This window comes from Halopiger xanaduensis SH-6 (assembly GCF_000217715.1).
GTDB lineage: Archaea > Halobacteriota > Halobacteria > Halobacteriales > Natrialbaceae > Halopiger > Halopiger xanaduensis.
The window spans coordinates 1,652,275-1,679,074 of record NC_015666.1 but is presented as its reverse complement, the minus strand read 5'-3'; the positions used below and the strand labels follow the sequence as shown (position 1 = coordinate 1,679,074).

Annotated in this window: 19 protein-coding genes and 1 pseudogene; 10 read left to right on the top strand and 10 right to left on the bottom strand. The window is 60.7% G+C overall.

From position 1 onward, the window contains the following. The first annotated feature begins 47 nt into the window (after window positions 1–47). The gene (locus tag HALXA_RS08205) at window positions 48–1,391 is read left to right on the top strand and encodes a sulfatase-like hydrolase/transferase (protein ID WP_013879870.1); all 1,344 of its coding nucleotides are present in this window, start codon (window positions 48–50) and stop codon (window positions 1,389–1,391) included. 62 nt (window positions 1,392–1,453) lie between these two features. Here the strand turns inward: HALXA_RS08205 and aglG (HALXA_RS08200) are convergent, their stop codons facing one another. Beyond that, a complete protein-coding gene (gene aglG / locus HALXA_RS08200) occupies window positions 1,454–2,386 on the bottom strand; it encodes a glucosyl-dolichyl phosphate glucuronosyltransferase (RefSeq protein WP_013879869.1) in 933 nt (310 codons plus the stop codon). Window positions 2,387–2,500: 114 nt separating this feature from the next. Between aglG (HALXA_RS08200) and HALXA_RS22050 the strand changes: the two genes are divergently transcribed. The 5 genes from HALXA_RS22050 (at window position 2,501) to HALXA_RS08180 (ending at window position 7,192) form a co-directional block, all read left to right on the top strand. Then, window positions 2,501–2,899, top strand: a complete 399-nt coding sequence (locus HALXA_RS22050; protein WP_171814665.1) for a hypothetical protein — start codon at window positions 2,501–2,503, stop codon at window positions 2,897–2,899. Between the two features lie 226 nt (window positions 2,900–3,125). After that, the gene (locus HALXA_RS08195; protein ID WP_013879867.1) at window positions 3,126–4,373 is read left to right on the top strand and encodes an NAD-dependent epimerase/dehydratase family protein; all 1,248 of its coding nucleotides are present in this window, start codon (window positions 3,126–3,128) and stop codon (window positions 4,371–4,373) included. A 1-nt stretch (window position 4,374) separates the two neighbouring features. After that, window positions 4,375–5,340 carry an NAD-dependent epimerase/dehydratase family protein gene (locus HALXA_RS08190; RefSeq protein WP_013879866.1) on the top strand — a complete coding sequence of 322 codons (966 nt, stop codon included), beginning with the start codon at window positions 4,375–4,377 and terminating at the stop codon, window positions 5,338–5,340. A gap of 2 nt (window positions 5,341–5,342) precedes the next feature. Beyond that, the gene (locus HALXA_RS08185) at window positions 5,343–6,335 is read left to right on the top strand and encodes an NAD-dependent epimerase/dehydratase family protein (RefSeq protein WP_013879865.1); all 993 of its coding nucleotides are present in this window, start codon (window positions 5,343–5,345) and stop codon (window positions 6,333–6,335) included. Window positions 6,336–6,337: 2 nt separating this feature from the next. Next, the gene (locus tag HALXA_RS08180; protein WP_013879864.1) at window positions 6,338–7,192 is read left to right on the top strand and encodes a TrmB family transcriptional regulator; all 855 of its coding nucleotides are present in this window, start codon (window positions 6,338–6,340) and stop codon (window positions 7,190–7,192) included. A 3-nt stretch (window positions 7,193–7,195) separates the two neighbouring features. Here the strand turns inward: HALXA_RS08180 and aglF are convergent, their stop codons facing one another. From aglF to aglG (HALXA_RS08135), 9 genes are all read right to left on the bottom strand, one after another. Next, window positions 7,196–7,957 carry a UTP--glucose-1-phosphate uridylyltransferase AglF gene (aglF, locus tag HALXA_RS08175; protein WP_013879863.1) on the bottom strand — a complete coding sequence of 254 codons (762 nt, stop codon included), beginning with the start codon at window positions 7,955–7,957 and terminating at the stop codon, window positions 7,196–7,198. A gap of 50 nt (window positions 7,958–8,007) precedes the next feature. Then, window positions 8,008–9,426 carry an oligosaccharide flippase family protein gene (locus HALXA_RS08170; RefSeq protein WP_013879862.1) on the bottom strand — a complete coding sequence of 473 codons (1,419 nt, stop codon included), beginning with the start codon at window positions 9,424–9,426 and terminating at the stop codon, window positions 8,008–8,010. 76 nt (window positions 9,427–9,502) lie between these two features. Continuing rightward, window positions 9,503–10,369, bottom strand: a complete 867-nt coding sequence (locus tag HALXA_RS08165) for an FkbM family methyltransferase (RefSeq protein WP_171814664.1) — start codon at window positions 10,367–10,369, stop codon at window positions 9,503–9,505. A gap of 89 nt (window positions 10,370–10,458) precedes the next feature. Beyond that, on the bottom strand, window positions 10,459–12,357 hold the full coding sequence (locus tag HALXA_RS08160; protein ID WP_013879860.1) for an asparagine synthase-related protein: 1,899 nt from the start codon (window positions 12,355–12,357) through the stop codon (window positions 10,459–10,461). A gap of 97 nt (window positions 12,358–12,454) precedes the next feature. After that, window positions 12,455–13,534 carry a PLP-dependent cysteine synthase family protein gene (locus tag HALXA_RS08155; RefSeq protein WP_013879859.1) on the bottom strand — a complete coding sequence of 360 codons (1,080 nt, stop codon included), beginning with the start codon at window positions 13,532–13,534 and terminating at the stop codon, window positions 12,455–12,457. 225 nt (window positions 13,535–13,759) lie between these two features. Beyond that, window positions 13,760–14,707, bottom strand: a complete 948-nt coding sequence (locus HALXA_RS08150; RefSeq protein ID WP_013879858.1) for a glycosyltransferase family 2 protein — start codon at window positions 14,705–14,707, stop codon at window positions 13,760–13,762. Window positions 14,708–14,710: 3 nt separating this feature from the next. Next, the gene (locus HALXA_RS08145) at window positions 14,711–16,069 is read right to left on the bottom strand and encodes a sulfatase (protein WP_013879857.1); all 1,359 of its coding nucleotides are present in this window, start codon (window positions 16,067–16,069) and stop codon (window positions 14,711–14,713) included. Between the two features lie 21 nt (window positions 16,070–16,090). Continuing rightward, entirely contained in the window at window positions 16,091–17,113 is a 1,023-nt protein-coding gene (locus HALXA_RS08140) for a glycosyltransferase (protein ID WP_013879856.1), read from the bottom strand. Continuing rightward, a complete protein-coding gene (gene aglG, locus HALXA_RS08135) occupies window positions 17,110–18,030 on the bottom strand; it encodes a glucosyl-dolichyl phosphate glucuronosyltransferase (RefSeq protein ID WP_013879855.1) in 921 nt (306 codons plus the stop codon). Before aglG (HALXA_RS08135) ends, HALXA_RS08140 begins: the two co-directional genes overlap by 4 nt. Window positions 18,031–18,165: 135 nt before the next feature. Between aglG (HALXA_RS08135) and HALXA_RS08130 the strand changes: the two genes are divergently transcribed. From HALXA_RS08130 to HALXA_RS08120, 4 genes and pseudogenes are all read left to right on the top strand, one after another. Further along, complete coding sequence (locus HALXA_RS08130; protein ID WP_013879854.1) at window positions 18,166–21,075, top strand: oligosaccharyl transferase, archaeosortase A system-associated; 2,910 nt, start codon at window positions 18,166–18,168, stop codon at window positions 21,073–21,075. Window positions 21,076–21,659: 584 nt separating this feature from the next. Then, window positions 21,660–22,679, top strand: a pseudogene (locus HALXA_RS22935) (DUF7827 domain-containing protein); the annotation flags it as partial. Window positions 22,680–22,754: 75 nt separating this feature from the next. Beyond that, window positions 22,755–24,047, top strand: coding sequence for a BGTF surface domain-containing protein (locus HALXA_RS22475; RefSeq protein WP_245550096.1), 1,293 nt, complete (start codon window positions 22,755–22,757; stop codon window positions 24,045–24,047). A gap of 317 nt (window positions 24,048–24,364) precedes the next feature. Continuing rightward, window positions 24,365–26,782, top strand: coding sequence for a hypothetical protein (locus HALXA_RS08120; RefSeq protein ID WP_013879852.1), 2,418 nt, complete (start codon window positions 24,365–24,367; stop codon window positions 26,780–26,782). Window positions 26,783–26,800: the final 18 nt, after the last annotated feature.

Sequence of the window (26,800 nt, the reverse complement as noted above, 5' to 3'; positions counted from 1 at the left end):
GCTACGGTTGCAAAGGACAAAAGAGGATTAGGACGAATTGTCTAGCGATGAATCTCAAGCGGGCGCTGATCGAGACCCTTCCGCCGTGGGCGAAACGGTTACTCGCCGCCCCCTATGACCGGTATCAGACGCGAAAAGCGGACGCCGCATTTGCCGAGAAGGCACTCCCCGAACTGGATCCGGCGGACGACGCACCGGATCACATCGTCTGTATCGTGGTCGACGCGCTCCGCGCCGACTACGTCGACGACGAGACGACGCCCTATCTCGCAAGCCTAAACGGCACCGACGCCGTGACGCCGGGCGCGTGGACCTTCCCAGCGGTTTCCTCGCTTCTAACCGGCATTTACCCACACGAACACGGTGCAATGAAGCAGACAGACGAATTCGACAATTCTGATGGACTCTCGCTGCCGCCCCGAATGGACGAAGATCGCGTAACGCTCACGGAGATCCTTGCTGGAGCCGGTTATGACACTTATGGCGGATTCGGACACGATACACCGTTCGTCGCCGTTTCCGGACGATTCCACGATCACGCACTTTATCACAAAATGAACTCCGATGCGGACGACGTTCTCGAGGACTACCTTGAGTGGGTTTCCGATCGGACTCGGACGTTCGCGTTCTTACATCTCGCGGACCCCCACATTCCCGTCGATCCGCCCTCGGAGTACTGGAAGAAACACGACATCGATACGTCTATCGACGACCTTGAGAACTGGCGCTATCGAACCGATACCGACTGTAGTGAGGACTGTCAGTCCTATCGAGAACACCGTCGACGGCTGTACCGCGCGTCCGTCGACTACGTCGACGATGCGCTTTCCCGGTTCGAGACTGGCCTCGAGAACGCACTCGACGATCCGTTGCTGATCGTTACTGCGGACCACGGTGAAGCGCTCTGGGAACAAGTCGAATTCGACGTCGAACACTTCAATGGAACCGGTTGCGTCGATCACGGTGGCGCTCCGTACGAGGCGCTCGCTCGCGTTCCGCTATTGACGAACGCCGATTGGACGTTTGATTCTGACGTCTCCCTCATCGACATCGCACCGACGATTACGGATTCTGTCGGGGTCTCTGGTCCAGAGATGACTGGTCATTCGTTACGCGGAGAAATTCCCGAAAATCGACAACTGTTAGTCGAGGGCAGTCTCAGCGGATACGAGAAGAAAGCAGTCTACGACGGAGCGTACAAATTGATCGTCTCAAGGGGTGATGACGTCGAGGTTGGATACGAGGTGTCCGAAGAGGAGTTAGTCGATGTTCCCGCTGATCGTCGGAATACGATGATCGATGCGTTACCCGCATGGCCAGACGGAACGAACGTCCAAACGGAAGTATCCGGAATGGTGGAGGATCGGCTCGAACAGCTCGGATATCGATAGGCCGATCTATTACGCCACGTCACGACTCTCTGAAACGATATGCCGGCCTGACGATCAGAGAGCTATTCCTTCGAGTCGAGAGAGTGGTTTCGAACCATCCCGTATATGTAGCCAAGCCCGACAGCAACCGTAAACACGAAGATAGCCCACAACTGCAGGACTTTCGACTTATCCGGTGTTCGAAACAGGTTCGCGACTCGTTCGGCGACAAATTTGAGGACCAATCGTTTGAGGAACGCCGTCTCGTCCGCTCCAGACGCTGGAACAAGTCGTTTCATGACGTGCTTTGAGTACCCCTGCCAGAACGCTCGTTTTGCTAACCACGGAAACCGCGTTCGGTAGTCGAAAATCTTATGTTTAACTTTGGCATCTGGCGTATAATAGAGTGTTCCATTGAGTTCGGTACGGAGTCGTGCTGCGAGTTCCGTCTCCTCCCCCTGAACATGTTTGCCACTCTTTCGCCCGAGGTTCGGATCGAATCCCCCGAGCTCCGATAGCACGTCTGCTCGGAACGAAATGTTCGATCCGAATGTGTTTCGAACTGCCCCTTCGTTTGGGAATCCCCGATAGGTCACGCCAACGAGCCAGTAAAACTCTTCCGGTAGAAAAGTAGGTTTACCCGCGACCCATTGCGGGACCATTTTCCCACCGACCGCTTCTACGTCATGCTCCTCATAGACCGATACCAGTTCTTTGACCCATTGCTCGTCAGCGACGGCATCATCGTCGAGAAACGCAATTACGTCGCCGTTCGCGAGTTCGGCTCCCCGGTTGCGACTCATCGAGAGGCCAACATTCTCGTCGTTGCAATAGACTGTTATCCGTTCATGCCCTCCCCATTCTTCCTCAACGCGTTCATAGACCGTTTGGTTTCCGTCGACGATCAGTATTGTTTCGACAGGTTCGTAAGTTTGGTCGAGAACGCTCTCCACTGCCTCTGAGAACGCCTCGAACCGGTCCATCGAATAGATGCAGATGACGACGGAGACCTTCATCGAGAACCGATTGCTGTGATCGCTGAATAAGCCTTTTCCTTCGAGTGAATAGCTTATTATTGGCAATAGATCGGTATCTAGGCTAGTTATCTAGCCGTAATTGTCTATTGAAAGATGAAGGACAGGGGCCAGACGGGACCGCTCAATAGAACGCTCGAGACCGGAGCTCCGATCAAGCGCGATCGCACGGGCGTGGAACTGAGGCTCCGTCAGACAGCGGACTGTGCAGTTTCGTCCGCAGTAGCTGACACCTCAAGTCGAGCGCCGATCGCACCGGGACTGATAGACCGGGGAAAGCTCCGGAGGAAGGGAGTGGCCCCGATACTAATCGGACGCGCGGCTCTCGGCGAGTTCTTCCCAGATCTCGGTACAGCCACATCCGTCGTTGACATCCGAGAGGTGGTCGGTTCGCTGACGATTGTCATCGCGCGGCTGGTTTTCGGTATCCATTTGACTCACAATCTGAGTAACTCGATCAACGCCATTAATACCTATGTAGAAACATTCTATTGATCGAAACGGTGTTAGCGTTTGGAACGATGTAGGGACACCGAACGAGCGATCAAAACGGCTGTGTACTTGGTTGCGTTCGAATAACGGCCGCGTTTCGCTGCCGGTAGCGGTTCCGTATTATCCGCATCGTTATAGACGTTAACTACTATCTATCAACAGTAACAACATCGTACAATCGCTGAACGAACGCACCCTCTTTTCCTACTTACTCACGACCTGAGTCACTATGACTGTCTTCGTAACCGGTGCCGACGGCTACATCGGCTGGCCGACTGCCCTTCGAATCGCAAATCGCACAGACGATCGCGTCGTCCTCGTCGACAACTTCGGACGACGGGAGTGGGTCAAGTCCGTCGGCTCGACGAGCGCCGTTCCTGTCGCCGAGATAGACGAGCGACTCGAGGCTGCCGAAGACGTCCACGGCCTCACGAACCTCTCGTTCGTCGAAGCCGACCTCGCCGACAAAGACGCAGTCGACCGGCTGCTGACGGTCCACGAACCGGAGGCGATCGTCCACACCGCCGCACAGCCCTCCGCGCCGTACTCGCAGATCAACGGCGAGCGGGCGAACTATACCCAGCACAACAACCTCCAGGCGACGCGCAACCTTCTGTGGGGACTCGAGGAACACGACCTGACCGACACGCACTTCATCGAGACGACGACGACCGGCGTCTACGGTGCACCGGAGTTCCCGATCCCCGAGGGCGGCGCGACGATGGAGAATCAGGGCGAGCGCGACGAGGTGCCGTTCCCCGCGATGGCCGGCAGCTGGTACCACCTGACGAAATCCCACGACGCAGCCAACATGCGCCTGGCCCACGACCAGTTCGACATCCCGATCTCCGACGTTCGGACCGCAATCACCTACGGGGCCGAAACCGAGGAGACGGCCGCGGATCCGCGGCTGGCGACCCGGTTCGACTTCGACTACTACTTCGGGGTCGTCGCCCACCGGTTCTGCGCACAGGCCGTCGCCGGCTACCCGATGACGGTCTACGGGAAGGGCGAACAGCGCAAGCCGTTCATCGCGCTCGAGGACGCCGTCGAGGGGCTCGCGCGGTTAGCGCTCATCGATCCAGATGACCGACCGGACGATCACGTCGTCTACAACCAGGTGACCCGCGCGATCAGCATTGTCGAAATCGCAGAGACAATCGCTGATGTCTCGAATGAGTTTGGGCTCGACGTCGACGTCGAACACTTCGAAAACCCACGCGAGGAGGACGAGACCCACAAAATGGAGATCGAGAATGACCGGTATGCCGACCTAATCGACGGCCAGTTGACGACGTTCAAGGAGGGTGTTAGGGACGTGCTCGACACGCTAGTCGAGTATCAGGTTCGTGTCGAGGCACACGAAGATCGGTTCCTGCCGGATGTGTTGGCCGACGCGGAGGCCGAATCGATCGCAGCCAAGGACTCGAGTTCCTCGTCTGACGAACCACAGTCTGCTGACATCGAGGCCGAGTGACATGCGCGTGCTCGTGACCGGTGGCTGCGGCTACATCGGGAGCGCACTCGTTCCGAAGTTGCTCGAGGACGAGCGTGTCGACGAGGTCGTCGTCTTCGATTCACTTGCGTCGGGATCGCCGGCGAATCTCCGGGGCTGTATCGGCGACAGCCTGGAATTCCGACGCGGTGACGTTCGCGAGTACGGCGATGTCGAGAGCGCGATGCGGGGCGTCGACCGCGTCGTTCACCTTGCGGCGATCACGGGCGCGGCATCGACGCACGACCGCCGCGAGGAAACGTTCGCGGTCAACCGCGACGGGACGGCCAACGTCCTCACCGCCGCCGGCAAGCTCGACGTCGATTCCGTCGTCTTCGCGTCGTCGTGCAACAACTACGGACGGACGGCCAGTACGAACATCGACGAGACGACCAAGCAGAATCCGCTCAACCCCTACGCGGAGTCGAAGGTCGAATCCGAGCAGTTGCTCGCCGACGCGATCGACGACTACGGCTTCGACGGAACGGCGCTGCGCATGAGCACGAACTACGGCTGGGCGCCGGGCGTCCGGTTCAACCTCGTCGTGAACCACTTCGTCTTCCGCAGCCTGACCGAGCGGCCGCTGACGGTGTACGGCGACGGCACCAACTGGCGGCCGTTCATCCACGTCGAGGACGCGGCGCGAGCGTACGCCCACGCGCTCCTCGAGCCCGAATCGTGGCCCAAAACGGTCTACAACGTCGGTGCGACCGAGGAGAACTACCGGATCGCCCACATCGCGTCGATCGTCCGCGACGAACTCGGCCTCGAGCGCGACCTCGACATCACCTTCCTCGAAGATGAGCATCCGGGACCGTCGTACCACGTGAACTTCGACCGGCTCTCGGAGACGGGATTCGAACCCGAGTGGACGCTCCGCGAGGGGATCCGCGATCTTGCGAAGCGACTGCAAGGAGAGCGAACGCCCTCGACGAGGCTCGAAGCGTAACCATGACTGCACCCGACACGATCGACGGAACCAAACCGACGATTGCGATCACCGGCGCGGCCGGATACATCGGCAGTCGCGTCGTGCAGCAACTGCAGTCGACGCACCCCAACTGGACCCTCCGCGCGCTCGACAACTACTACCGCGGACAGGTCGAGTCGATCGGCGAGACCGACGTCACCCACGTCGATGTTCGCGATCGACGGCGACTCGAGGAAGCCCTCGACGGTGCAGACATCGTCCTGCACCTCGCGGCGGTCAGCGGCGTCGACGACTGCGACGAGAACCCCGATCTGGCCTACGAGGTCAACGTCACGGGAACGAACAACGTCGCCTGGTTCTGCCGGAAGACCGGGACTGGGCTCGTCTTCCCGTTCAGTATGGCGGTACTGGGTGACCCCGAGCAGTTCCCGATCACCGCCGACCTGCCGCGGGACCCGTTCAACTGGTACGGGCGGACGAAGCTCCTCGGCGAACGGGCTATCGAGTCGTTCGCCGACGGTGCGTTCCCGGCACACCTGTTCCTGAAGTCGAACCTGTACGGCGATCACACCGTCGACGAGACCGTCGTCTCGAAGCCGACCGTGATCAACTTCTTCGTCGAGCGAGCGACGGCGGGCGAACCGCTGACGGTGTACGAACCGGGAACCCAGTCCCGGAACTTCGTCCACGTCAAAGACGTCGCCAGGGCGTACGTCCGGAGCGCCGAACGGATGTTCACACAGCTAGCAAACGACGAAACCGGTATAGAGACGTGCGAAATCGCAGGGAACGAGGACCCCTCGGTCATGGAAGTCGCGGAGACGGTTCGGGACCTCGCCCGCGAGGAATTGGACAAGACAGTTGACGTCGAACTCGTCGAGAACCCTCGAAGCGACGAGACGATGGTCGAGGACTTCGCCGTCGACACCTCGAAGGCCAACGAGGTCCTCGAGTGGGAGGCGCGACACACAGTCGAGGAATCGGTTAGGGACTTGTTACGACGATGCGCATAGCTATGGTAGGTACCGGACCGACCGACCTGCTCCAGCAGTTAGATCTCAAAGAGTACGAGGCGACGGCGCTCGCGCACCTGCTGAGCGCCGGTCGAACCACCGCCCCGGACATCTCGGACGCGACGGACATCCCGCAGGCACGGGTGTACGGCGTCCTCGAGTCGCTGGCCGACTACGGCTTCATCGAGGTGATCCCCGGCCGACCGAAACAGTACCAGCCGAAGTCGCCCGAGGAGATCCTCGAGCGAGCGAAGGAAAATCGGCGACAGCGATACGAGGATTACTGCGCTGAGATCGAGGACCTCCGCGGAGAGTTTCTCGAGGTGTTCGGCCCGCGATACGAGCGAGCGGACGGGGACGTGACGCCGACGTCCGAACTGTTCCACGTCGTCGACGTCGGCCAGCCCAGCGAGACCGAAACCCGGCAGCTCTACCGGAACGCGACGGACGGCGTCTACGTCATCACGAACAGCTTCGCGTACTTCGACGACATCGAGCCGGCCGTGGAAGCCGCGCTCGAGGAGGACACTCCCGTTTCGGTGCTCTTTCTCGATCAGCGGCACTTGCCGGCGGAGAAGGCGGCCACGCAGGCGGAGATCGTCGACCGAATCGCGAGCGACTTTCCGGCCATTGAGTACCGCTTCAGTAAGGAGCGACTCCCCTGGCGTGGGACGTTCGTCGATCCGAGTATGGACTATGACTCCGGAAAAGCGATCTTCCTCGTCGAAGAGACCGACGTGCCGAACCACCGGCGGCAGGCCGCGATCACCGAAAACGGCTCGTTCGTCGCGGGGATGAAGCGGTACTTCGACCTGATCTGGGAGTACGAGAGCCTCGAGACGCGGCCGGAACTGTAGTCGTTACTCTCCGCCGTCACTCTCGTCATCGTTACCGTTCTCGTCCGGCACCGAATCCCCGGAGAGGCGCGCTTCGGCTTTGTCCCGGTCCTCGGGATAGCCGACGTCGACGCGCCACCCGTCCATGCGAATCGCGTCGATCGTCCGGCCTGACTGGATCAACAGATCGATCGCGTCCGGGAGTTCGTACTCGCCGCGGTCGCTCGGCTGAACGAGGTGACAGGCGTGGAAGATCGCCGGCGTAAACGTGTAAAAACCGGTCATGACGAGGTTCGACGGCGGATCGTCCGGTTTCTCCATCACTTCGACGATCTCGCCGTACTCGTTGGTATCGAGGACGCCGTAACGCGAAGCCTCCTCGTAGGGGACTTCCTCGACCAGGAAGGCCGCGTCTGCTCGGTCCTCCTGCTGGCGATTGACGACGTCGGCTAGATTGGCGCGAAAGACGTTGTCGCCGAGCATCAACATGAAGTCGCCGTCGACGTGGGGCTCCGCCTGGAGGATCGCGTGGGCGAGGCCCAACTGCTCGCGCTGGTGCGCGTACGTGATGGGAACACCCTCGTAGGCGTCGCCGTAGCGTTCGATGATCTGTTCTTTCTGGTAGCCGACGACCACGATAAACTCGCTCGCACCGATCTCGAGGAGGTTGTCGAAGACGTCTTCGATGATCGGCTTCCCGTCGACTTCGACGAGCACCTTTGGTTTGTCGTCGGTGAGGGGCTGAAGGCGAGTCCCCTTGCCGGCGGCGAGAACGACGGCTTGCATACCCTCACCTACCAGCGCCGGCCCGATGAATCACGGGGGCGGTTCGCAGCCTACGAGCCGCCGTACTCGACGGGCAGGTTGCGCACGACCGTCGTCCGGAAGCGACCCGAGACGAGGAACAGCGCCGCGAAGTACGTGCCCGCGCCGACGGCGACCAACCCGACGGTCACCGGGATGCTCGGCTCGAGGAACAGCCGGCCGCAGCCGACGACGGCGGCCATCGGTACCGTCGCGAGCACCTGCATCGCGACCGCCCGCAGCGGGAACGAGACGGGGATAAACCGGGAGAGAACCCAGTAGCCGATCGAGACCGTGACCAGCGCGGAAACTGCCGTTGCGACGGCGGCGCCGCGCCACCCGTAGGTCGCGACGAGCGCGAAGTTGAGCCCGACGTTGGTAACGAAGAAGACGCCGTTGATCCGGAAGGCGAGGTCCGGTCTGTCGAGGCCGTTGAGCGCGTTGAGGAACTGTTCGCCGTACGCGTAGACGAGGCGGGCCGCGACGAGAATTACGAGCACGACGTGGCCGGCGCCGAACTCCGGGCCGTAGACCCGCAGGACGAAATCCCCGATGAGGAGACAGCCAACCAGCCCCGGAATCAGGAACAGGCCGGCGTAGGCGAAGGCATCGTCGAGCAAGGCGACGATCCGTTCCTGATCGCCGTCCTCGGCGACGCTGCTGATCTCGGGAAATACCGTCTGCTGGATCGCGAGGCTGAAGACCGCGAGCAGCGACGCGAGGTTCCAGGCGATCTCGTAGATACCGATGAGGTCGGAGGCGACGAAGACCCCGAGCACGAGCGTGTCCATCGAGGAGAACGTCCGCGAACTCAGCCGTCCGAGCCACGAGTAGCGGGCGTAATCGAACACGCTCCAGAGGTGGCGTCGCTCGGGGAGCTGCCACTTCCAACTGACGAATATCGCGCCGACGAGTCCTGCGACGATACTCGCCACCGCGTAGCCGGCCAGCAGCCCAAACAGTCCAAAGCCGAGCAGGGCAGCGCCGATCTGGAGCCCGCTTCTCGAGAGCATGTCGACCGGACTGAGCGCGCCGGAGATGTGGACGCGGTGTTGGCCCTGCAACGTGGCCGAGACGAACAGCAGCAGGAGCGCCGCGAAGAGGACGAGTATAATCGGTATCGTGACAGGGCGGCCGATATACGCGTCGACCAGATCGCGGCCAAGGTAGAGGCCGACGACCAGTACCGCGTAGATCGCGGCGAACAACCCCGTGCCGGCGGCGATGTACGCTCCAGGTTCGTCGCCCTCGCTCAGTCGCTTCGTGATCGCCGATTGGACGCCGCCGAAGGCGATCACCTTCAACCAGACTACGACCGCCACGACCAGGAAATACGTACCCAGTACGCCCGGCCCGAGGGTGCGCGCGAGGTATATTGTCGCGACGAATCCGAATACCGACGACGCGATCTGGGACGCGAACGTGACGAACGAGATCTGGCCGAGTTTCATACGCTGGTCTCGAGGCGAGCGTCTCCCGACCGACGTCCGAACTCGGTTCTCAGTCGATACTCGAACTCGTCCACGGTCATAGCAACGGGAGCGACCTCTTTGACTCTGTTCGATCCGCTTTGAGGAAGACCGTGGGTCCGCGCTCAGTGATACGGCTTACGTCGTATTCGCGGTCCTCGAGTCGACCCACGACGTCGCTCTCGTCGACGCCCTCGTGGCGGTGGACCTCGCAGAACACGGTGCGTATCGACCCCTCGGCGAGCGTCTCCGACAGCCCGTCGAGCACCTCGCGTTCGGCGCCTTCGACGTCGATTTTCACGACCGACGGTTTCGGCACGCCGTCCGCGATCACGTCGTCGCCCGGCCGCACGGGGACGTCCGCGACGGTCTCCTCCGTGTCGTCGCCCAGCGAGAACGAGCCGTAGCCGGGGCGGTCGTCCGCGCCGCGCAGCGTCGCCGTGCCGGTATGGTCGCTGAGCGCGATCGGGAGGATCGTGACGGAGTCCGACTCGTTGAGCGTCTTGTTCCGGATCAGTTTCGCGACGTTTCGGTGGTGTGGTTCGACGGCAATGATGCGGGCGCCGGGATGTGCCGCCGCCGGTAGCAACGCATGCGTGCCGATGTTGGCGCCGACGTCCCAGTAGACGTCGTCGTCCCGAAGTTCCGAGACGATCGCATCGATAACCGCTTCCTCATCGAGAAAGCTCGAGACGCGGTTGTACTCGGGAAGCGTCGAGACGTCGAACCGGACGGTTCGGCCGTTCACCTCGACGGGGTACGGATTCGGTGCGAGTCGGTGATCGACGCGCTTCGTAAGCGTCTGGATTCGTCGATGGATCTCGAAGACGAACGGATGGAGACCGGCTTGCTCGGAGGCGTTCCGAATCGGACCCGAGTACAGCGAGGAGAGCAGCGTTTCCGCTCGCTCGTGGAGCGCGCACATTTGGTAGCCGTCTACGACGAACCGACCCATTATACTAGGCGCTGCATCTCACGCGACGCAGCCGACGATCGGTGGCTGGCGCCGAACAGTCAGTCGTCGGTTATCGTTTCCTTGCCCCGTAGCAGATCGTTTGCGACCGGATACGAGTGACAGAGCGAAAGCGCGCCGAACAACTCGAAGGACTCGTTATCTCCCTCGAGATGGGCTCGGTACAGGTTCTCGAGCGTTTCCCAATCGACGATATCCGGACACCGCTCGGCGTTCTCGGGGGTCAGCAGGTGCTCCTCGACGATGTCGGTCTCCCGGACGACGCGCTCGGGATCGCTCCAGGATCCGCCGCCGGCTCCCGACTCCGATCCGAGCTTGCTTTTGAAGCTCCGCCACAGCCGCGCGGCGCTGTACACCGTTCTCGGGTAGGTCAACGGCAGACCGATCCCCGCCTTTGGAATCTCAGCCAGGGCGCGGTTCCGCTTCGCCACGGCCCGGTTGACGACGCTCCGGCGGACGTGGTGGCGGTGCGGAACGGACAACGAGAACTCGATCACTCGATTATCGAGGTATGGGTAGTGCGTCGGAAGCATCTGGTTCGCGGAGTAGTACATAAGGTACGCCTTGTTGTTCGTGATCGGGTAGAAGCCGCCGGTGTGGACGAGCGATTCGAGCGACGGATAGCGCACGCCGTGGTGGTCGATAGCGCCGCCCGATTCCGACATGTGCTCTCGCAGCACCGCGACGGGGTCCTTCTCGAGAGTCACGCACTTCGGCTGTGAGTTTACCGACGGACCGCGGTGATACTGATAGTCACAGGTGATGTGCTCGGCGTACTCGTCGACACCCGCGATCTGATCGAGGATCGGGACTGGAATCGTCCACTCGAGTCCGGGGACGTCGACATCCCGCGTCGGCATGTAAAACCCCTCGAGGACAGTATCGGCTGTGTGACCGGCGAAGACGGCGTCGATTTCGTCGGTGAGTTCATCCTCAAACCCTGCGAAGTGCGCCTGATCGAAGAACGAGGAGAAAATCTGAAAGTCGCCCACTCGCTCCAGCACGTCCGTCAGGTACTCCGGATCGCGCTGGAGAAATCGGAACTCGACGTCCAGCATCTCACAGACTTTGTAAGCCGTCTTCGCCTCGTCGTTCATCGCGTCGTTCAGGTGGTATCCCGTCACGTCGCGGTCCTCGAACAGCGACAGGAGCAGCCGCGAGTCGCTGCCGCCGCTAATGAAGATGCCATCGTCGTCCGCCGGATTCCGGCGCTCCTCGATGCACCGCTGTATGATCGAGGAAAACTCCTCGACGAACGCATCGTACGGTTTTTCCGTCGGCCGATAGTGAGGTTGCCAGTAGCGCTCGAGCGATGTTTTTCCGCTCTCGAGATCGACGATGAGTTTCGATCCAGGATGTAGTTGGTGGACATCCTCGAACGGCGTGTAGATCCCGAAGGCCCGCTCGAACTTGAAAAACTCCGACATGAGCTCGTCATCGACGGTCGGTCGAAACTCCGGGTGCGCCAAGATCGTGTTCAGGTGGGTCGAAAACAGGACGCGGCCGTCGAGCGCTTCCGTGAGGTAAATCGGTCGGGCGCCGAGTCGGTCGGTAAACAGCGTCGCCTCGCCGCGGTCTCGATCCACTACCAGTCCCGCAAACTCGCTGTTCAGTCCGTCGACGAACGACAGCCCCTGCTCCTCGAGTAAGCCTGCGCAGTACGCCGCATCGCACGTTGACTGATCCTGCCTTGGCGTATATCCCGTCGAATCTTCGGCGCCGATAACGTCGCCCCAGACCCAGCACAACTGCTCGCCACTTTCCATTTGGGCTGTTGCAGGTTGCGCTGCGTCGGTTTCCCGGTGAACGGAGAGTTGAACCTGCACAGTATCGTCTCGGTAGGTCGCCGTTTCCTCGTCGTCGTCGTCCCATTCGATCGTCTCGGCGAGCGACTCGATGTCGTGCTGCCGGTCGCCCAGAACGCCGCAGATCCCGACCATACTAGCCTTGACTCGTCGTTTGCTGGACAGCGAGAAAAACACCGCCGGCGGTTATCGTCTGGTGCAGCCGAGTCAAACTGTAGCCACCTACTCGAGGTTATTCGGGATATGACGAGGCCGGTTCCTCGCGTGACGCCTCCGTATCCATCGCCCCCTCAGCGAAAACGGTATCGAAGTACTGTTCGCCGCCGTCGCAGCCGATCACGGCGATACGTGCGTTCGGCTGGTCGTCAGCGACCTCTCGAGCGACGGCGATCGCCGCGCCGGAGGAGCCGCCGACGAGGACGCCGTGTTCGGCGGCTGCTCGACGAGCCTCTTCGAACGCTCGCCGATCACCGACGCTGCGAACCTCGTCGATGTAGTCGAACCACATGGTCGGTAGTTCGCGTTCCTTTCCGAGGCCCTCAACGTCGGTGTCGTACGTCCCCGGATCGCGGTCGTAGAAGGCTTCGGAAATATTCGACTTTTCGGCGTCGACGCCGACGATATCGACGTCCGAAGTCTGCTCTTTCACGTACCTTGCGATTCCGGAGAGCGTGCCGCCGGTCCCCATTGGACAGACGACGTGCGTCAGATCCCCTGCCGCCTGCTGCCACAGTTCGGGGCCGGTCCACTCGTAGTGGACGGTCGGATTCAGTTGTGTCGAGTACTGGTCCAGCCACACGCCGCCTCGCTCCGCCGCGATCCGCTCGGCCGTCGAGCGGTAGTGCCGTTCGTCGCCGGATTCGAGGTCCGGACACTCGACGATTTCGCTGCCGAACGCCCGAACGTAGCCGATCTTCTGGCCGCTCGTCCCCTCCGGTACCGTCAGGACGCTATCGTAGCCGAGTCGGTTGGTCACCAGCGCGACCGCACCGGCGGTGTTCCCCGAGGACGCTTCCACCACAACGTCGTCCGCCTCGAGTTGCCCTTTGGCCTCGAGTTCGCGGATCATCCCGAGCGCGACGCGGTCCTTCATCGAACCGGTCGGGTTGTCGGCTTCCAGTTTGAGGAGGATATCGCCGCCCTCTGTCGGTTCTGGGTAGTCGACGAGCGGCGTCTCGCCAATCCGGGCGAGTACCGGATCACCCGTCTGGTACGGGGTTCCGGTCGTCTCAGCTCTCGGTTCTTCTCGCTCGAGATAGCCGCCGTCCGCGACGGAGTTTTCGTCGGCTGTTCGATCGCTATCGTCGGCCACGAACACCACCTCTCGAGGACGTGACGGAACACGACGGTGCAGGGACCAGTTCTCGATCGCGCATACGAGCGGGATACCACCGCCCGCGGTTTAGCCGACCACGGCGCATACTCATGCTCTTGATTAGCCGTGCACTTCCGAGGCTACTGTTATGCGGACGTTTCTGGCCGTTTTGGAAACCAGCGTTGCGGCCAAATCGCTACCGCGGCGCGATAGCGATGTGTGCTAGTGCGGAATCGACCGCTTCACCGTCTCGAACGCAGAGTTCGCCGGCTCACCGCCGGCTGCAAGCGCAGCGTAGAGGAAGAACTGCGGCTCCAGCGGGTACAGCGCGATTGCCCGCCGAACGAATCGCTGCGCAGTTTCGTACTGGCCGGCCGGAAGCGCGTACCACGCGCCGACCCGGAACGCGGCCCACGCGCGCATCTTGCGCTCGAAGAATCGTCCATACGAGGCCGCTCGAGGTCGATGCTTCCAGAGGAATCGCGGATACGTCTCCTGTATTAGCGACTCGAGGTCGTCGGTGATCCGGTCGTGGCTCCCGGCGTGGTTCGTGACCAGCGGTTCGGGGATCGCTTCGACGCGCCACTCCTCGGATATGCGGATGTACCAGTCCAGATCCTGCCAGCTCGGGAACTCCTCGTCGAGGAGGCCGGCGTCGTCGACGGCGGCGTTCCGGACCATTACGCAGGAGAACGACCCGATGGCGTTCCGGCAGAGGAGCGTCCGCGTCACGTCGCCGCTAACCGATGCGTCCGTCGTTCGGATCTCCTCGCCGTCGTCGTCGACGAGTTGAAGGGCGGTATAGACGAGCCCCACGTCCTCGGGTGCGCGCCGAAACGCCGCCACTTGACGGCGCACCTTCGACGGCGCCCACTCGTCGTCGTCGTCGAGGAAGGCGAGGAACTCCCCTGACGCCTCGCGGATGCCCGTGTTTCGGGCCGCGTTCGCGCCCCGGTTTTCGTCGTGTCTGATGACGACGAGCTCGTACGGGAACTCGTCGCGCAGCGGCTCGATGGCCTCCGAAGCCGGCGTTTCCGAGCAGTCGTCGACGACGACGATCTCGAGTTCGTCGTAGGTCTGCTCCGCGATACTCTCGAGCGAGCGCACCAGTCGCTCGGGGCGGTTGTACGTCGGGACGATGACGCTCACGAGCGGCGTTTGCGCGGCCATCGTTTACTCCTGGTAGCCGAGGTCCCGCAGTCGTTCTTTGACGGTGTCGTCCATGTGAACGTCGCCGATGTCGGTCTCGGTCGCGGCGACCTCCTGGCGGTGATCGTCGATGACGCTTCGCGCGTGCTCGAGGATTTCCGGCTCGGTGTCGACGACGTTCTCCCGTTCGTCGGGATCGGCCGTCAAATCGTACAGTTCTTCGCCATCCCCGGTTCGGATGTACTTCCACTCCCGATCGCGGTATGAGAAGCGTTGCTCGCCCGAGTTCGTGTTCTCCCAGTCGCCGATGATGTGCTCTCGAGACCAGCCGTCACCGTCGAACAGGGATTGCAGGCTCTCCCCGTAGAAGTTCGGCGGCTGCTCGAGGCCCGCGCTCTCGACGAGCGTCGGCGTCACGTCGAGGAGCCCGACGAGGTCATCGTGTTCTTCTCCATCTCCGGAGCTGTCGTCGTACAGCAGCGGGACGTGGAGCACTTCGTCGTAGAAGGTCGCGTAGTGGCTGAACTGGCCGTGGTCGAGAAACTCCTCGCCGTGGTCGGCGGTGACGAGCGCGGTGACGTCGCCCCACCGCTCGCGGACGGTGTCGATCAACCGGCTGATCTGCTCGTCGGTAAACCGAATCTCCGCGTCGTAAAGGTCAATGATGTCCTCGAGTTCCGACTCGGTGACGTCCTCGGGCGACTCGATCATCTTGCGCCGGAGCTGGATCGCCCGCCGCTCGCCGATCGGCTCGTCGCGGAAGGCGCGCTGGTGGCGTTCCGGCGGGACGTACGGGTGGTGGACGTCCATGTAGTGTACCCACAGGAACCGGGGGCCGTCGTCGGTGACTGACTCGGCCCACTCGAGCGCGTGGTCGGTGATCTCGTCGGCGCTGACGTAGGCCGAGCCGATGTTCACGCCGGCGGTTTCCTCGGCGGTTTCGAACGCTCGAGCGAGCGTCTGGTACACCAGGCCGTCCGAGTCCAGTTGGTCCTTAACGAACTGCCGGAGCCGCGCGGTCGCCGACGGATCCGTCTTCGAGTCGTAGAACTCGTCGAACCCGCGGTCGTAGTCGAAATCGGCGCTGAGATACAGGTTCGAGTGGAAGCCGGCCGTCCGGTAGCCGGCCTCGTCGAAGACTTCCGAAATCAGCGTTCGCTCCGGCGAGATCCGCTCATAGCCGCCGTACATGAGGGCGTACGACGACGTGAGGATCGACGGGAAGGACGGCCGCGTGCTGCAGGCGTGGGCGAACGCGTTCGTGCAGGTGTGGCTCCGCTTGGCGAGAGCGTCCAAGTTCGGCGTCGTCTCTCGCTCGTAGCCGTGCCATCCGACGTGATCCGCGCGCAACGAGTCGACGGTGACGAGAACAACGTCCTCCATGTCGACGATTCCACCGTCGGCTTATTTCAGATTTGTGATGGTATTCTTATACGTCTCGGCGATCTCGGCCCAGTCGAACTCGCGCGCGAACGACTGGAGTTCAGTTGTCATCGATTGTTTCCCCCTCATCGAATCGGTTTCCTCCTCGGCGCGCTCGATCGCGCGGGCGATACTGTCCGGCGTCGGATCGCAAAACTCGACAAGGCCGTCGAACCGCTCTTCTGCACGACCCCGAACCTGAACCGTCGGCAATCCTGCCGCACCGTACTCGAGTACTTTCAGCGTGTGCGGATCGTCAACGAGACAGACGCCGACGTCGGCGGCGCGGAGATAGCCCGGAATGTCCTCGTGGGGAACCGTTCCCGGATAGACGATGTTTTCGTGGGCGGCCGCTGCTCGTTCGATCTGCTCCGACAGTGATCCCGTCCCGAGGACCAGCAGCGTCCAACTCTCGTCGAGCTGCGTCGCCGCAGCGAGCAGGTCGCGGATGTGGTAGATCGGCTCGAGGCCGCCGACGTAGATCGCCACGTTCTCCGCTACTGTCCCCTCGAGCGCCGATTCGGCTCGTTCGACGACTTCGGGATCCGGATATGCGAACCGATCAAAGTCGACCCCGAGAGCAGTCTTCGTCACCGTTCCGAACCGTCCGACCCGGGGCGTTTCCTCGTCGTAGACGTAGAGAACGCGATCGGCGACGCGGAAGGCCACATTCTCGAGTCGACGGACGATCTCTGCGAGCCAGCGCGGATTGTTCGTTTCGAACTGTCGGATCGGATCGATGTGGTCGACGATTAGCGGAGTGCCAGTCGCGAGTTTGATTGCCGTACCCGCGATAGCGCCCGCACGCGTCGTTCCGGCGACGACGTCGTACTGACCGGCGTCACGAAGCGACTGCAGGACTGTCTTCGGCGTGGTGCCCCTGAGTGTTACGTCGACGCCGCTCTCCTCGAGATGATCGGCGATACGCCGACGGCCAACGCTGATATCTTCCGGTTTATCGGGCGTCAGCCAGAGGACGGCCGTCGAAGGACGCGTGGCAGTCATCGGTATCGAACAACCCCGTACAGATATCCAACCCCAACGACGGCTGTGAAGACGAACAGCGCGAGGAGTCGGGTCGCCCGTCCGATGCTCGGATCATCCGTGAGCCGCCGCGTCCTCTCGGGTACGTATTTCAGGAGGAGCTTGCCGAGAAACTCGCTCTCCTCGTTGCTCGAGTCCGGAACGAGCGTTTCCATCGCGCGTTTCGAATATCCTTGCCAAAATGCTCGCTCAAGGAGCCACGTCGGATCGGTTCGATATCGGAAGACCTTGTGCTCGACTTCGGCCTCGGGAACGTACCAGACGCCGCGCCCGTACTTCCGTTGCATCCGCGCGCACAGTTCCGTCTCCCCTCCCTGCAGGTTTTTGTCGCCCTTTCGGCCGCCGATATCCGTATCGAAGCCCTCGAGATTCAGAAAGACGTCACGACGAAATGAGATATTCGAGCCGAACGTGTTCCGGACCTCCCCTGGCCCATCAGCGAAGCCGCGGTGGGTCACGCCAACGAGCCAGTAGAACTCCTCGGGGAGAAAGTCGGGATGATCGGCCGTCCACCGTGGCGTCATTTTTCCGCCCGCTGCGATCGCGTTCTTTTCCTCGTACGCGTCCACGAGCGACTCGAGCCACTGTTCGTCCGCGACGGCATCGTCATCGATGAAGGCGACAACGTCACCGGTAGCAAGTTCGGCGCCGCGATTTCGGCTCGCCAGCAGCCCCATATTCTTGTCGTTACAGTGAACAACGACGTCGTCTCGATCGCCGAAATCCTCGAGCACGCGTTCGTGTACGGCGTCGGTGCCGTCGACGACGACGACGAGTTCCACGTCGTCGTACGTCTGCTCGAGGACGCTCGTCGCGGCCTCGCAGAAGTCGTCGTACGCGTCGGTGTCGTAAGTACAGAGCACGACCGAAACGTCCATTGGAGGGGGTTCCAGATACTGGCCGTTAGTTTTTCGGGGCCAAATCAGCCGTTGATGTGACGTCGACGACTAACACATGAAAACGCGACGAGTATATGACAAGGCTTATTTTTGACTTGGGTCTGGTGCAACCTAATGAGCACGGATACCGAACACGTCGAGGAGGAGTCCGATACGTCCTCCGCCCTCGCGACGTGGCGAAACTGGTATCACTTCCCTATTATCGGGGCCGTGATGCTGTTTATGTTCTGGTTGCGGACCCAGTCGTTCGATCGGTTCACGACTGGCGATGGAACTCCTGCGTTGGCGGGAATCGACTCGTGGTACCACTGGCGAACGATCCAGTGGACCGCGGAAAACTATCCGCACACGATGCCGTACGAGATCTGGACTGGCTTCCCGGAAGGGAATTACGTCGGCCAGTTCGGTACGCTCTTCGATCAACTGATCGTCACGGCGGCGATGATCGTTGGGCTCGGCGATCCGTCCGCCCAAACGCTGTACACGGTGTCGCTGCTTTCGATTCCGCTCATGGCGGCGCTCGTCGCAATTCCCGTCTTCTACATGGGACGACGCCTCGGCGGGACGCTTGGCGGCATCATCTCGATCATCATTCTCGCGCTTTCCCGCGGACAGTTCCTCTCGCGATCGACCGTCGGCCAGCTCGACCACCACGTCGGTGAGGCGCTGTTTATGGCGATTGCGGTCCTCGCGATGATGGTCGCACTGACCGTCGGAGAGCGGGAGAAACCGATCTACGAACTGATCGCGGATAAGGACTGGCAGCCGCTTCGTACGCCTGCCCTCTATAGCGTCCTTGCCGGACTCGCGCTCTCGCTTTACATCTGGGTTTGGCCGTCTGGCGTCGTACTCGTCGGTATCTTCGGCGCATTCTTCGCCGTGCAACTCTGTCTCGATTATCTCCGCGGAGTCTCTCCAGACCATATCGCATTCGTCGGTGCGGTGAGTCTCGGCGTCACGACGCTCGTGACGGCGATACTGATCGAACGACCCGGATTTGGAACCACTAATTTCAGCTACCTTCAACCCCTCCTTGCACTCTCGGTCGCAGTCGGCTGTCTTTTCATGGCCTGGCTCGCCCGAGAGTGGAACAATCGAAGTATCGATCGTCGGTACTATCCCGCTGCAGTTGTCGGAATCGGTGCCGGCGCGCTGGCACTTATCTGGCTCGTACTCCCAGACCTCTACAGTACGCTCGTTGGAAACCTCACGGGGCGACTGCTGCCCGTCGGTGCATCCGAATCCGCACTGACCGTTCAAGAGGTCCAACCGCCGGACAACTATTTCAACCACGTCTTCTCCGAGTCAGGGAGTGCGTTCTACACGATGCTCATCGGTCTTGTCTTCCTCGCAATTCGACCACTCTTCGGCCGTAAATTCCGTGCCGAGCACACGCTCGTTATTGTTTGGTCGCTGTTCTTGATTAGTATGGCAGCGGCACAGGTTCGTTTCTCGTACTACCTCGTCCTCGCAATCGCCGTCGTTAACGCCGCGTTCGTCGCGGAGGTTGTACGACTCTTCGATCTCGATCTTACGAAGCGCCTTGAGTCGGTTAGACAACTCGAGACCTATCAAGTGCTCACAGTCGTCATCGTCGTCCTTCTGCTGTTCGCGCCGTTGCTGCCGCCGATCGCGACGGCAACCGCGTGGGGGAGCGCCGAATCCGTTGGACCGAACAGCGACGCGATGACGTGGGAGGAAGCGAACCACTGGCTCGAAGGAAACACGCCCGAGCCGGGTGACTGGGCGGACGCGAACAACACTGACGAACTCGAGTACTACGGTACCTACGAGTACCCGGAGGATGGCGATTACGACTATCCCAAAGGTTCGTACGGCGTGATCTCGTGGTGGGACTACGGACACCTGATTACGACCCAGGGCGAACGGATTCCCCACTCGAACCCTTTCCAACAAAATGCGAGATCGTCATCGGCGTTCTTGACGGCGACCTCCGAGGAGCGAGCCGAACTCATCCTCGACGCGATCGCCGCCGGTGAATCGCCGACCGACGAATCGAACGAGCAACTCGAGCAACTGGCTGCCGATACCAACGACAGCGGCGAAGACGTCCGGTACGTGATGATCGACGACCAGATGGCCGGCGGGAAGTTCAGCGCGATGACGGCCTTTACCGGACCCGGCTACAGTAACTACTACGACACGAAGGAATACGAGTTCAACGGCGAGCAACAACAGGTCGCCGGGCCGAACGAGAACTACTACAACACGACGACGGCGTCGCTGTACCTCCAGGACGCGAACGAAATGGAGCACTACCGCCTTGTCCACGAGAACGACGACTACGCAGTTGTCGGCGGAATGCAGAGAGGACAGCAACTCTTACCACACTATTCGATCCCGCTCGAAATGGGCTGGAGCAACCAGACGGCCGCGATACAGGCGAATCTCGCTGACGCGCGTGAGAACGACGAGATCGACCAGTCACTCGGGATCCCGGTGTGGGATGCGCATCTCACATCGACCGTCAAAACCTTCGAGCGCGTCGAGGGGGCAACGATTACCGGAACCGTCGACGACCAATCCATCGTCGAAAACGCGACTGTGACCGCAGCGGTCGAGCTCGAAACCGATCCCGGACGAACATTCACCTACGAACAGGAAGCTTCGGTTAATGAGGATGGAAGCTTCGAACTGACGGTGCCGTACGCGACGAACGACGAACTGAGCGTCGAGGACGGTTATACGAACAGTAGCGTCGAAGCGCTCAGCGACTACGTCGTTTCGGTCGAGCAGCCCGGTGAACAGGATCTTGGCGTTACCGAGTATCAGGGACAGACCGAAGTCACTGAGTCCGCAATCGTCGACGGTGAGACGGTTTCCGTCGATCTCGAGGAGGTCGAACTCGAAGATCCAACCGACGGAAACTCGAGTAATGAGAGCGGAAGCAACGGAACTAACGGAGATAGTACCGACGACACGGAAGAGAACAACTCCGCTGACAATGAACCGGCCAGCTCGGTCGATTCGGTTGCACCGATAGCTACCGAACCAGCCGTATAGACTCGCCAGAACTCGCGGTCATTTTTTGTTGCGAGTTTCGACAGACAGTGCAAACTAACTCTCAATATCAGTCGGACGGACCACAACCTTCGTGTTCTTCAACAGACCGCTTTACATGCTTTTGGACCACACTGGTTTCGCTTCACTTCGTGATGAGAGTGTTCTCGAACCACTGATCTCGAGGCAGTTTCTGGAGAAGTGGCCGCAACTGGAAAGTGCCTGCTGTTGCTCGAAGTTGATACACTGGTGTTTGAGGATGCTTCGGTCGAATCAGACTGGTCCACAAGGCACAGCACACCCGTTGAGATCAACATTTCAACAATACTTAGGATAATTCGGTGTTACCAAGGCAATGGAAAGCCGTAAAACAGTATTATCGAGGTGTAAGGTCTACCTGAAATCCATTCTCAGCCCGACCTGTTAAACAGAAAGCTTATTACGAAATCCCTTCTTCCTCCGAATACCCCTACCCGGAAGGCTGAGTCGGCATACGATGATGTGTCGAACGATGCCGGTAACGGTCGTCTTCCACTGATCGCTCGCTAACCAACCTAAACGCAGATAACACAACTATAACACAACACATGAGCGGAAATTCATATCGCGAAAAGGGACGCGCAGTGTTCCTGGCAGCGATTATGGTCCTGTCTGTTGTTGCGATGTCCGCAGCGTTTGCGGGCGGCGCGGTAGCTAGTCACGGCCCTACAGACGCTGGACCGTCATACAACGCAGACAACGTGGAAAGCTTCGAAGATGCATGGCTCGGTCAAGAAATCAACCTCACCGGTTTCAGCACAGACGCTGACGCTGTTCAGATCCGAGAGGGTGCTGAAGTCGACAGTGATGCTGATGTCGTCGAAGAACAGCGAATAGACAGCGACACTGGCTCGGCAGTTATCGAGACTGACGACCTGGAAGAGCGAGGTTATCACATCAATGTTGTCGGTGACGACAACAGTTCCTGGGATGGCCACGTCTTCTGGGGTTCGACTGAAAGCCTCGATATCGCGTTCGACCGTAGCTCCGTCCAGCAAGACGGTGCGACGGATATCTCGATCGAGTCTGACCGTTCCGACCAGCACCTGAACGTCACGGCTGACGGACTCGACGGCGAGGACCTCGAGGACATCTTCGTTAACAACGGCGGTTGGGCCGATTCGGATACCTACGAGGATGATGAAGATGTTCTGACGCTCAAGAACATCGGCGAGGATCAAGAGTTCTCCGCCAACTTCACCGACATCGACGCTGACGACTACGAGTTTGACTTCGAAACGACCGATTCGCTGGCTGAAGAAAACGCATCGGTCGAAGTGATCGACGATGAGGCTGACGTTAGCTTCATTGGGGACACTTCGGGCGAAGAAGGCGATCTCATCAACGTCACCGTGAGCATGGATTACACCGACACCGGTGTTGTTCAGATCGGTGACGAGGACGACGACAACTTCCAGACCGCAGTCGAGTTCACGGACGACTCGGATGACGGTTTCGACGAGATTACGCTTCAGTACAACACGTACTCGCACAACTTCACGGGCGAGAATCACGGCTGGAGCGTTCACGAAGCATACGAAGATGATGTCACCATCGAAGAGACCAACGTGAGTGCGTCGCCAAGCCAGGGTAATCCCCTTGCCGCTCACGATTACGAGATGGTGGCCGGTACCGAAGTTGATATGGACAACTCGTCCGTAACCGACGACGGCGAAACCGATACGGACTACTTCATGGTTGAAGAGAAGTCCGACTTCGGTGACGTGACGACGCAGATCGCACCGGCTGACGACGAACTCACCGGTGACGACTTCGAAGAAGCGACGCTCACGGACAGCGATACCGTCGCTGACGGCGACCACCTGCTCCTGAGCATCGAGAACTTCGGCCACGAAGGTGCACTGTCCAACCACACTGATGGCGATCTGTCAAGTGCAGATGGTCAGTCGCTGAGCACCTTCTTCCAGGATGTCGGCGTTAACATGACGATCGAGGACCCCAGCCCGAACGCTGATAACGAGCTGGACCTCGATGACTTCACCGTTTCCGGAACGAGTCTCGAGGACTACGACGGTGACCTCGTCGTTGCTCTCGAGTACCAGGGAGACGATGACTTCGACACCGACCAGTCGTACGACCTCACGTACACGGTGACCGAGGACAACCCCTTCGTCAGCGATGAGGACGAAGAGGTTGAAATCGAGAACGAGTTCACGATCGAAGAGGGCGAACTGAGCCTCGACGACGCGAACGAGGAAGTCCCGAACTCGGAAGACGCTGAAATCACCGGCACGACCAACGCGGCGCCCGGTAGCGAAGTCGACACGTCCGTTCGCGCCTCCGGTACGTTCACGGAGTCCGAAGACGTTGAAGTCGCCAGTGACGGTACGTTCACCGCCACCTACGACTTCAGCGAGTACGACACGGGCACCGAGTTCACGATCGAAGCCGAGAACACTGACGTTGACGGCGAGGACGAGCAGGACGCAGTCCTCGTCGAAGCCGGTCAGCCTGACATCAACATCGACACTTCCGCGCCTGGCGAAGTCACCGTTGGTGACGACGCGTCGCTCGACGTGACCGTCTCCAACGACGGTGGCGCCGCCGAGGAAGTCGAGATCGGTGTCGACATCGCTGACGAACCCGTCGCCAGCGAGAACGTCACTCTCGAGCCCGGCGACGAGTGGAGCGAGAGCTACGACTTCGACACTTCGGAAGCTGGCGACGTCAGCTGGGGCGTCACTGCTGGTGACGAATCCGCCAGTGGCACCCTGACCGTTGCTGAAGAGACGCCTGACGACAGCGGCTCCGAGGACAGCGGCTCCGAGGACAGCGGCTCCGAGGACAGCGGCTCCGAGGACAGCGGCTCCGACGATGATGGCGAGTCCAGCGACGGTACGCCCGGCTTCGGCGTTGCTGTCGCCGCAATCGCCCTGCTCGCAGCCGCCATGCTGGCCCTGCGCCGTCAGGACTAACGTTAACTAACTACCGGACTTCGTCCGGCCTTCCCGTATTTCGCTTTTCTTTCGAACGCTACTCGCGTAGCGACAGCCGTGCTATTCTCGAGAAACGATAGGCCGTCAGCAGGATATTACGTCCACAATCGAAACGACTCGTCGTCTTCTTTGTCGGCATCATACAGTAGACTTCGAACGGCTTCGCATCTCGTCGCAAGGCAACAGTTGTTTGTCTGATGATCTGCGGGACGGCACCGAAGGAGACTTCTTACGCAACGTCGACCCAGTTCTCTAGAACGAAAACATGATGGGGTCCCGCGCTCACCAGACGGGCAATGACTGACGACGACTCGAGTGCCGTCGCGGACGCGACCACCGCGTTCCTCGAGGATCATGAGGACGGGGAACGGGTGCTCGAAGCGGTTCTCGAGGTCGATGTGGACGCCGAGACGTGGACCTTCGACGATGTCGCTCTGGATTCTGGAACCTTTGGTGAGCTAGTGTCCCGTGGGATAGTCGAGAAACACGATGGTGAATATCGCGTTGCGGATGAACCGGTCGTCCAAGCGGTTCTTGCAGGGGACGAAATCGTCACGGAATCAACCGATGCACAAGACGAGCGTTCGTTTTCGTTCAAATATGATATTGACGCACGGGCGCTGTCTGCGCTACTCGGCGCGCTGGCGGTCGTCGCCGCCGCGCGGATGCTCGTTTACAACCGCGTTTTCCAGCGCGGATACGTCGTCTCGCCCGGGAACGATCCGTACTTCTTCCGCTACTGGATGGAACGACTGCTGGCAAAGTCGTCCGGACCGACGGATTACGGTGTCTTGGTCGATACCGGATGGACGCGTCCCTCCTCTCACGCGACTAACTGGTTTCTTGCCGAGTTACTCGGTGGTGATCAGTGGGCAGCGGATATCGTCGCCGCCTGGCTTCCGATCGTCGCGTCGGTTGCGCTGGCTGCGTTGATCTACAAGCTGACCGTCTTACTCACTCGAGACGTTCGCGTCGGGATCGCATCAGTGCTACTCTTCGCTGTCACGCCCACACACGTAGTGTACACAGAACTGGGATTCATCGATCACCAGCTGCATCAGTACTTCTGGCTCGGCGTGACGCTACTCACGCTCGGATGGCTTGCGGTTGATCTTCAACATCGTCTCGAGACGGGCGGTGTCGTTTCGGACCACCTTCGATCGCCCGCGACGTGGGTCGTCGCCTGCACCTTCGGAATTTCCGTCGCTGTCGGAACGCACGCGTGGGGCGGCTCGCCGCTGCTCTTGCTCCCGCTGGCCGGATACATCGCCCTGCGAGCGGCGATGGATGCTCGAGAAGGCGTGCCGTCGCTACAGGCGAATCTTCCGCTGTTGGCTGGACTTGCGTTGGGCGCGGTGATTTCGATTACGTTAAACGTCCGATGGGGATGGCACGAGACCTTCGTCTCGGCGACGCCTGCGATGGTGCTAGCCGGGGGAACGGTCGTATTCACGCTCGGTGAACTGTGGCGTCGGCGGGAAGTACATCTCGGCGGGTTAGTGGCCGTCGAAGCAGTGGTCGCCGCCATCGGGCTGTTCGCCTTCCGCCGATTGCGTCCGGAAGACTGGGCGGCAGCGCAGCAACGTATCGACGATCTGTTCTTCCGGGAAGGAGCGAGCGAGACAATGTCGCTGTTCGCGACGGAGTATGCCGTGTTCTTCGGTCCGCTGTACCAGCTCGGCGTCGGATTCTATCTCGGACTGGTCGTGCTGGGCTGGGTGGTCTGGCTCGTCTATCGACGATACGAACCCGGGTGGTTGCTCGTCGGAACTTACACAGGATATCTACTGGTGCTAGCGGGGATTCAGGTTCGGTTTGCCAGCCAACTCGCGATTCCGCTCGCGATCCTCGGCGGACTCGGGTTCGTGTACGTGCTGTCCGCGGTCGATCTCGCGCGTCGTCCCGTCCCGTTCCGCGGCGACTCGCCGTCACCGGCTGATCGCGCACGGGCACCGTCGTTGGCTTCGGACGGCGGTCGATCGGAGCCGTCGATCGCGCTTCCCGATGGTCGTGCAGCCGTGTACGTCGTCGGAATTTTCCTACTCGTGTTCGGTATGAGTCTGATCTACGTGCCCGGGTTGACTTCCGATGTGGCGTACGACGACTCACAGGTTGCCGCGCTCGAGGCGATCGACGATCACGCCGGATCAGTCGAGCGGGAGTACCCATCGAATTACGTGCTGAGCGAGTGGGGCGACAACCGGATGTACAACCACTTTGTGAATGGCGAGTCGCAAGGGTACGGCTACGCACAGAGCAATTACGTCGATTTCGTCACCGGTTCAGATCCCGACGGCTGGTACGATCGGTTCGACGGCCGCGTCGGCTACGTCGTCCTCACCGACGTCGAGCGGGATGTGCCGGCAGACAGTACGCAGGCGCAGTTGTTCGAGCGGTACGGTTCGGCCGGGAACGAAACTGACGGCGTCGCCCACTACCAGGCGCTCTTCGTCGACGACGACGTTGCTGCGTTCGCAGTCGTCCCCGGTGCGACGCTCGACGTCTCCGGCGAGGCGGGTTCGTCCGTGCCCCTCGAGACGACGGTATCGGTGTCCGATGAGTCGATCACCTACGAACGCGACGTGGCTATCGGAGACGACGGCCAAGGGACGGTGACGGTCCCGTACGCAGGCGAGTACGCAGTTGGGAATCAGACGGTGACCGTTTCCGAGGACGACGTTCTGAACGGTCAATCGGTTTCGGTCGGCGACTGACCGAACACAGTGTGAGAT

Coding starts and splice junctions, on each gene's coding strand:
- HALXA_RS08185 (WP_013879865.1), top strand. CDS start 5,343: ATGACTGCACCCGACACGATCGACGGAACCAAACCGACGATTGCGATC.
- HALXA_RS22050 (WP_171814665.1), top strand. CDS start 2,501: ATGAAGGACAGGGGCCAGACGGGACCGCTCAATAGAACGCTCGAGACC.
- HALXA_RS08165 (WP_171814664.1), bottom strand. CDS start 10,369: ATGTGCGCGCTCCACGAGCGAGCGGAAACGCTGCTCTCCTCGCTGTAC.
- aglF (WP_013879863.1), bottom strand. CDS start 7,957: ATGCAAGCCGTCGTTCTCGCCGCCGGCAAGGGGACTCGCCTTCAGCCC.
- HALXA_RS22475 (WP_245550096.1), top strand. CDS start 22,755: ATGGACAACTCGTCCGTAACCGACGACGGCGAAACCGATACGGACTAC.
- HALXA_RS08120 (WP_013879852.1), top strand. CDS start 24,365: ATGACTGACGACGACTCGAGTGCCGTCGCGGACGCGACCACCGCGTTC.
- HALXA_RS08150 (WP_013879858.1), bottom strand. CDS start 14,707: ATGGCCGCGCAAACGCCGCTCGTGAGCGTCATCGTCCCGACGTACAAC.
- HALXA_RS08190 (WP_013879866.1), top strand. CDS start 4,375: ATGCGCGTGCTCGTGACCGGTGGCTGCGGCTACATCGGGAGCGCACTC.
- HALXA_RS08160 (WP_013879860.1), bottom strand. CDS start 12,357: ATGGTCGGGATCTGCGGCGTTCTGGGCGACCGGCAGCACGACATCGAG.
- HALXA_RS08180 (WP_013879864.1), top strand. CDS start 6,338: ATGGTAGGTACCGGACCGACCGACCTGCTCCAGCAGTTAGATCTCAAA.
- HALXA_RS08205 (WP_013879870.1), top strand. CDS start 48: ATGAATCTCAAGCGGGCGCTGATCGAGACCCTTCCGCCGTGGGCGAAA.
- aglG (WP_013879855.1), bottom strand. CDS start 18,030: ATGGACGTTTCGGTCGTGCTCTGTACTTACGACACCGACGCGTACGAC.
- HALXA_RS08130 (WP_013879854.1), top strand. CDS start 18,166: ATGAGCACGGATACCGAACACGTCGAGGAGGAGTCCGATACGTCCTCC.
- aglG (WP_013879869.1), bottom strand. CDS start 2,386: ATGAAGGTCTCCGTCGTCATCTGCATCTATTCGATGGACCGGTTCGAG.
- HALXA_RS08170 (WP_013879862.1), bottom strand. CDS start 9,426: ATGAAACTCGGCCAGATCTCGTTCGTCACGTTCGCGTCCCAGATCGCG.
- HALXA_RS08145 (WP_013879857.1), bottom strand. CDS start 16,069: ATGGAGGACGTTGTTCTCGTCACCGTCGACTCGTTGCGCGCGGATCAC.
- HALXA_RS08140 (WP_013879856.1), bottom strand. CDS start 17,113: ATGACTGCCACGCGTCCTTCGACGGCCGTCCTCTGGCTGACGCCCGAT.
- HALXA_RS08195 (WP_013879867.1), top strand. CDS start 3,126: ATGACTGTCTTCGTAACCGGTGCCGACGGCTACATCGGCTGGCCGACT.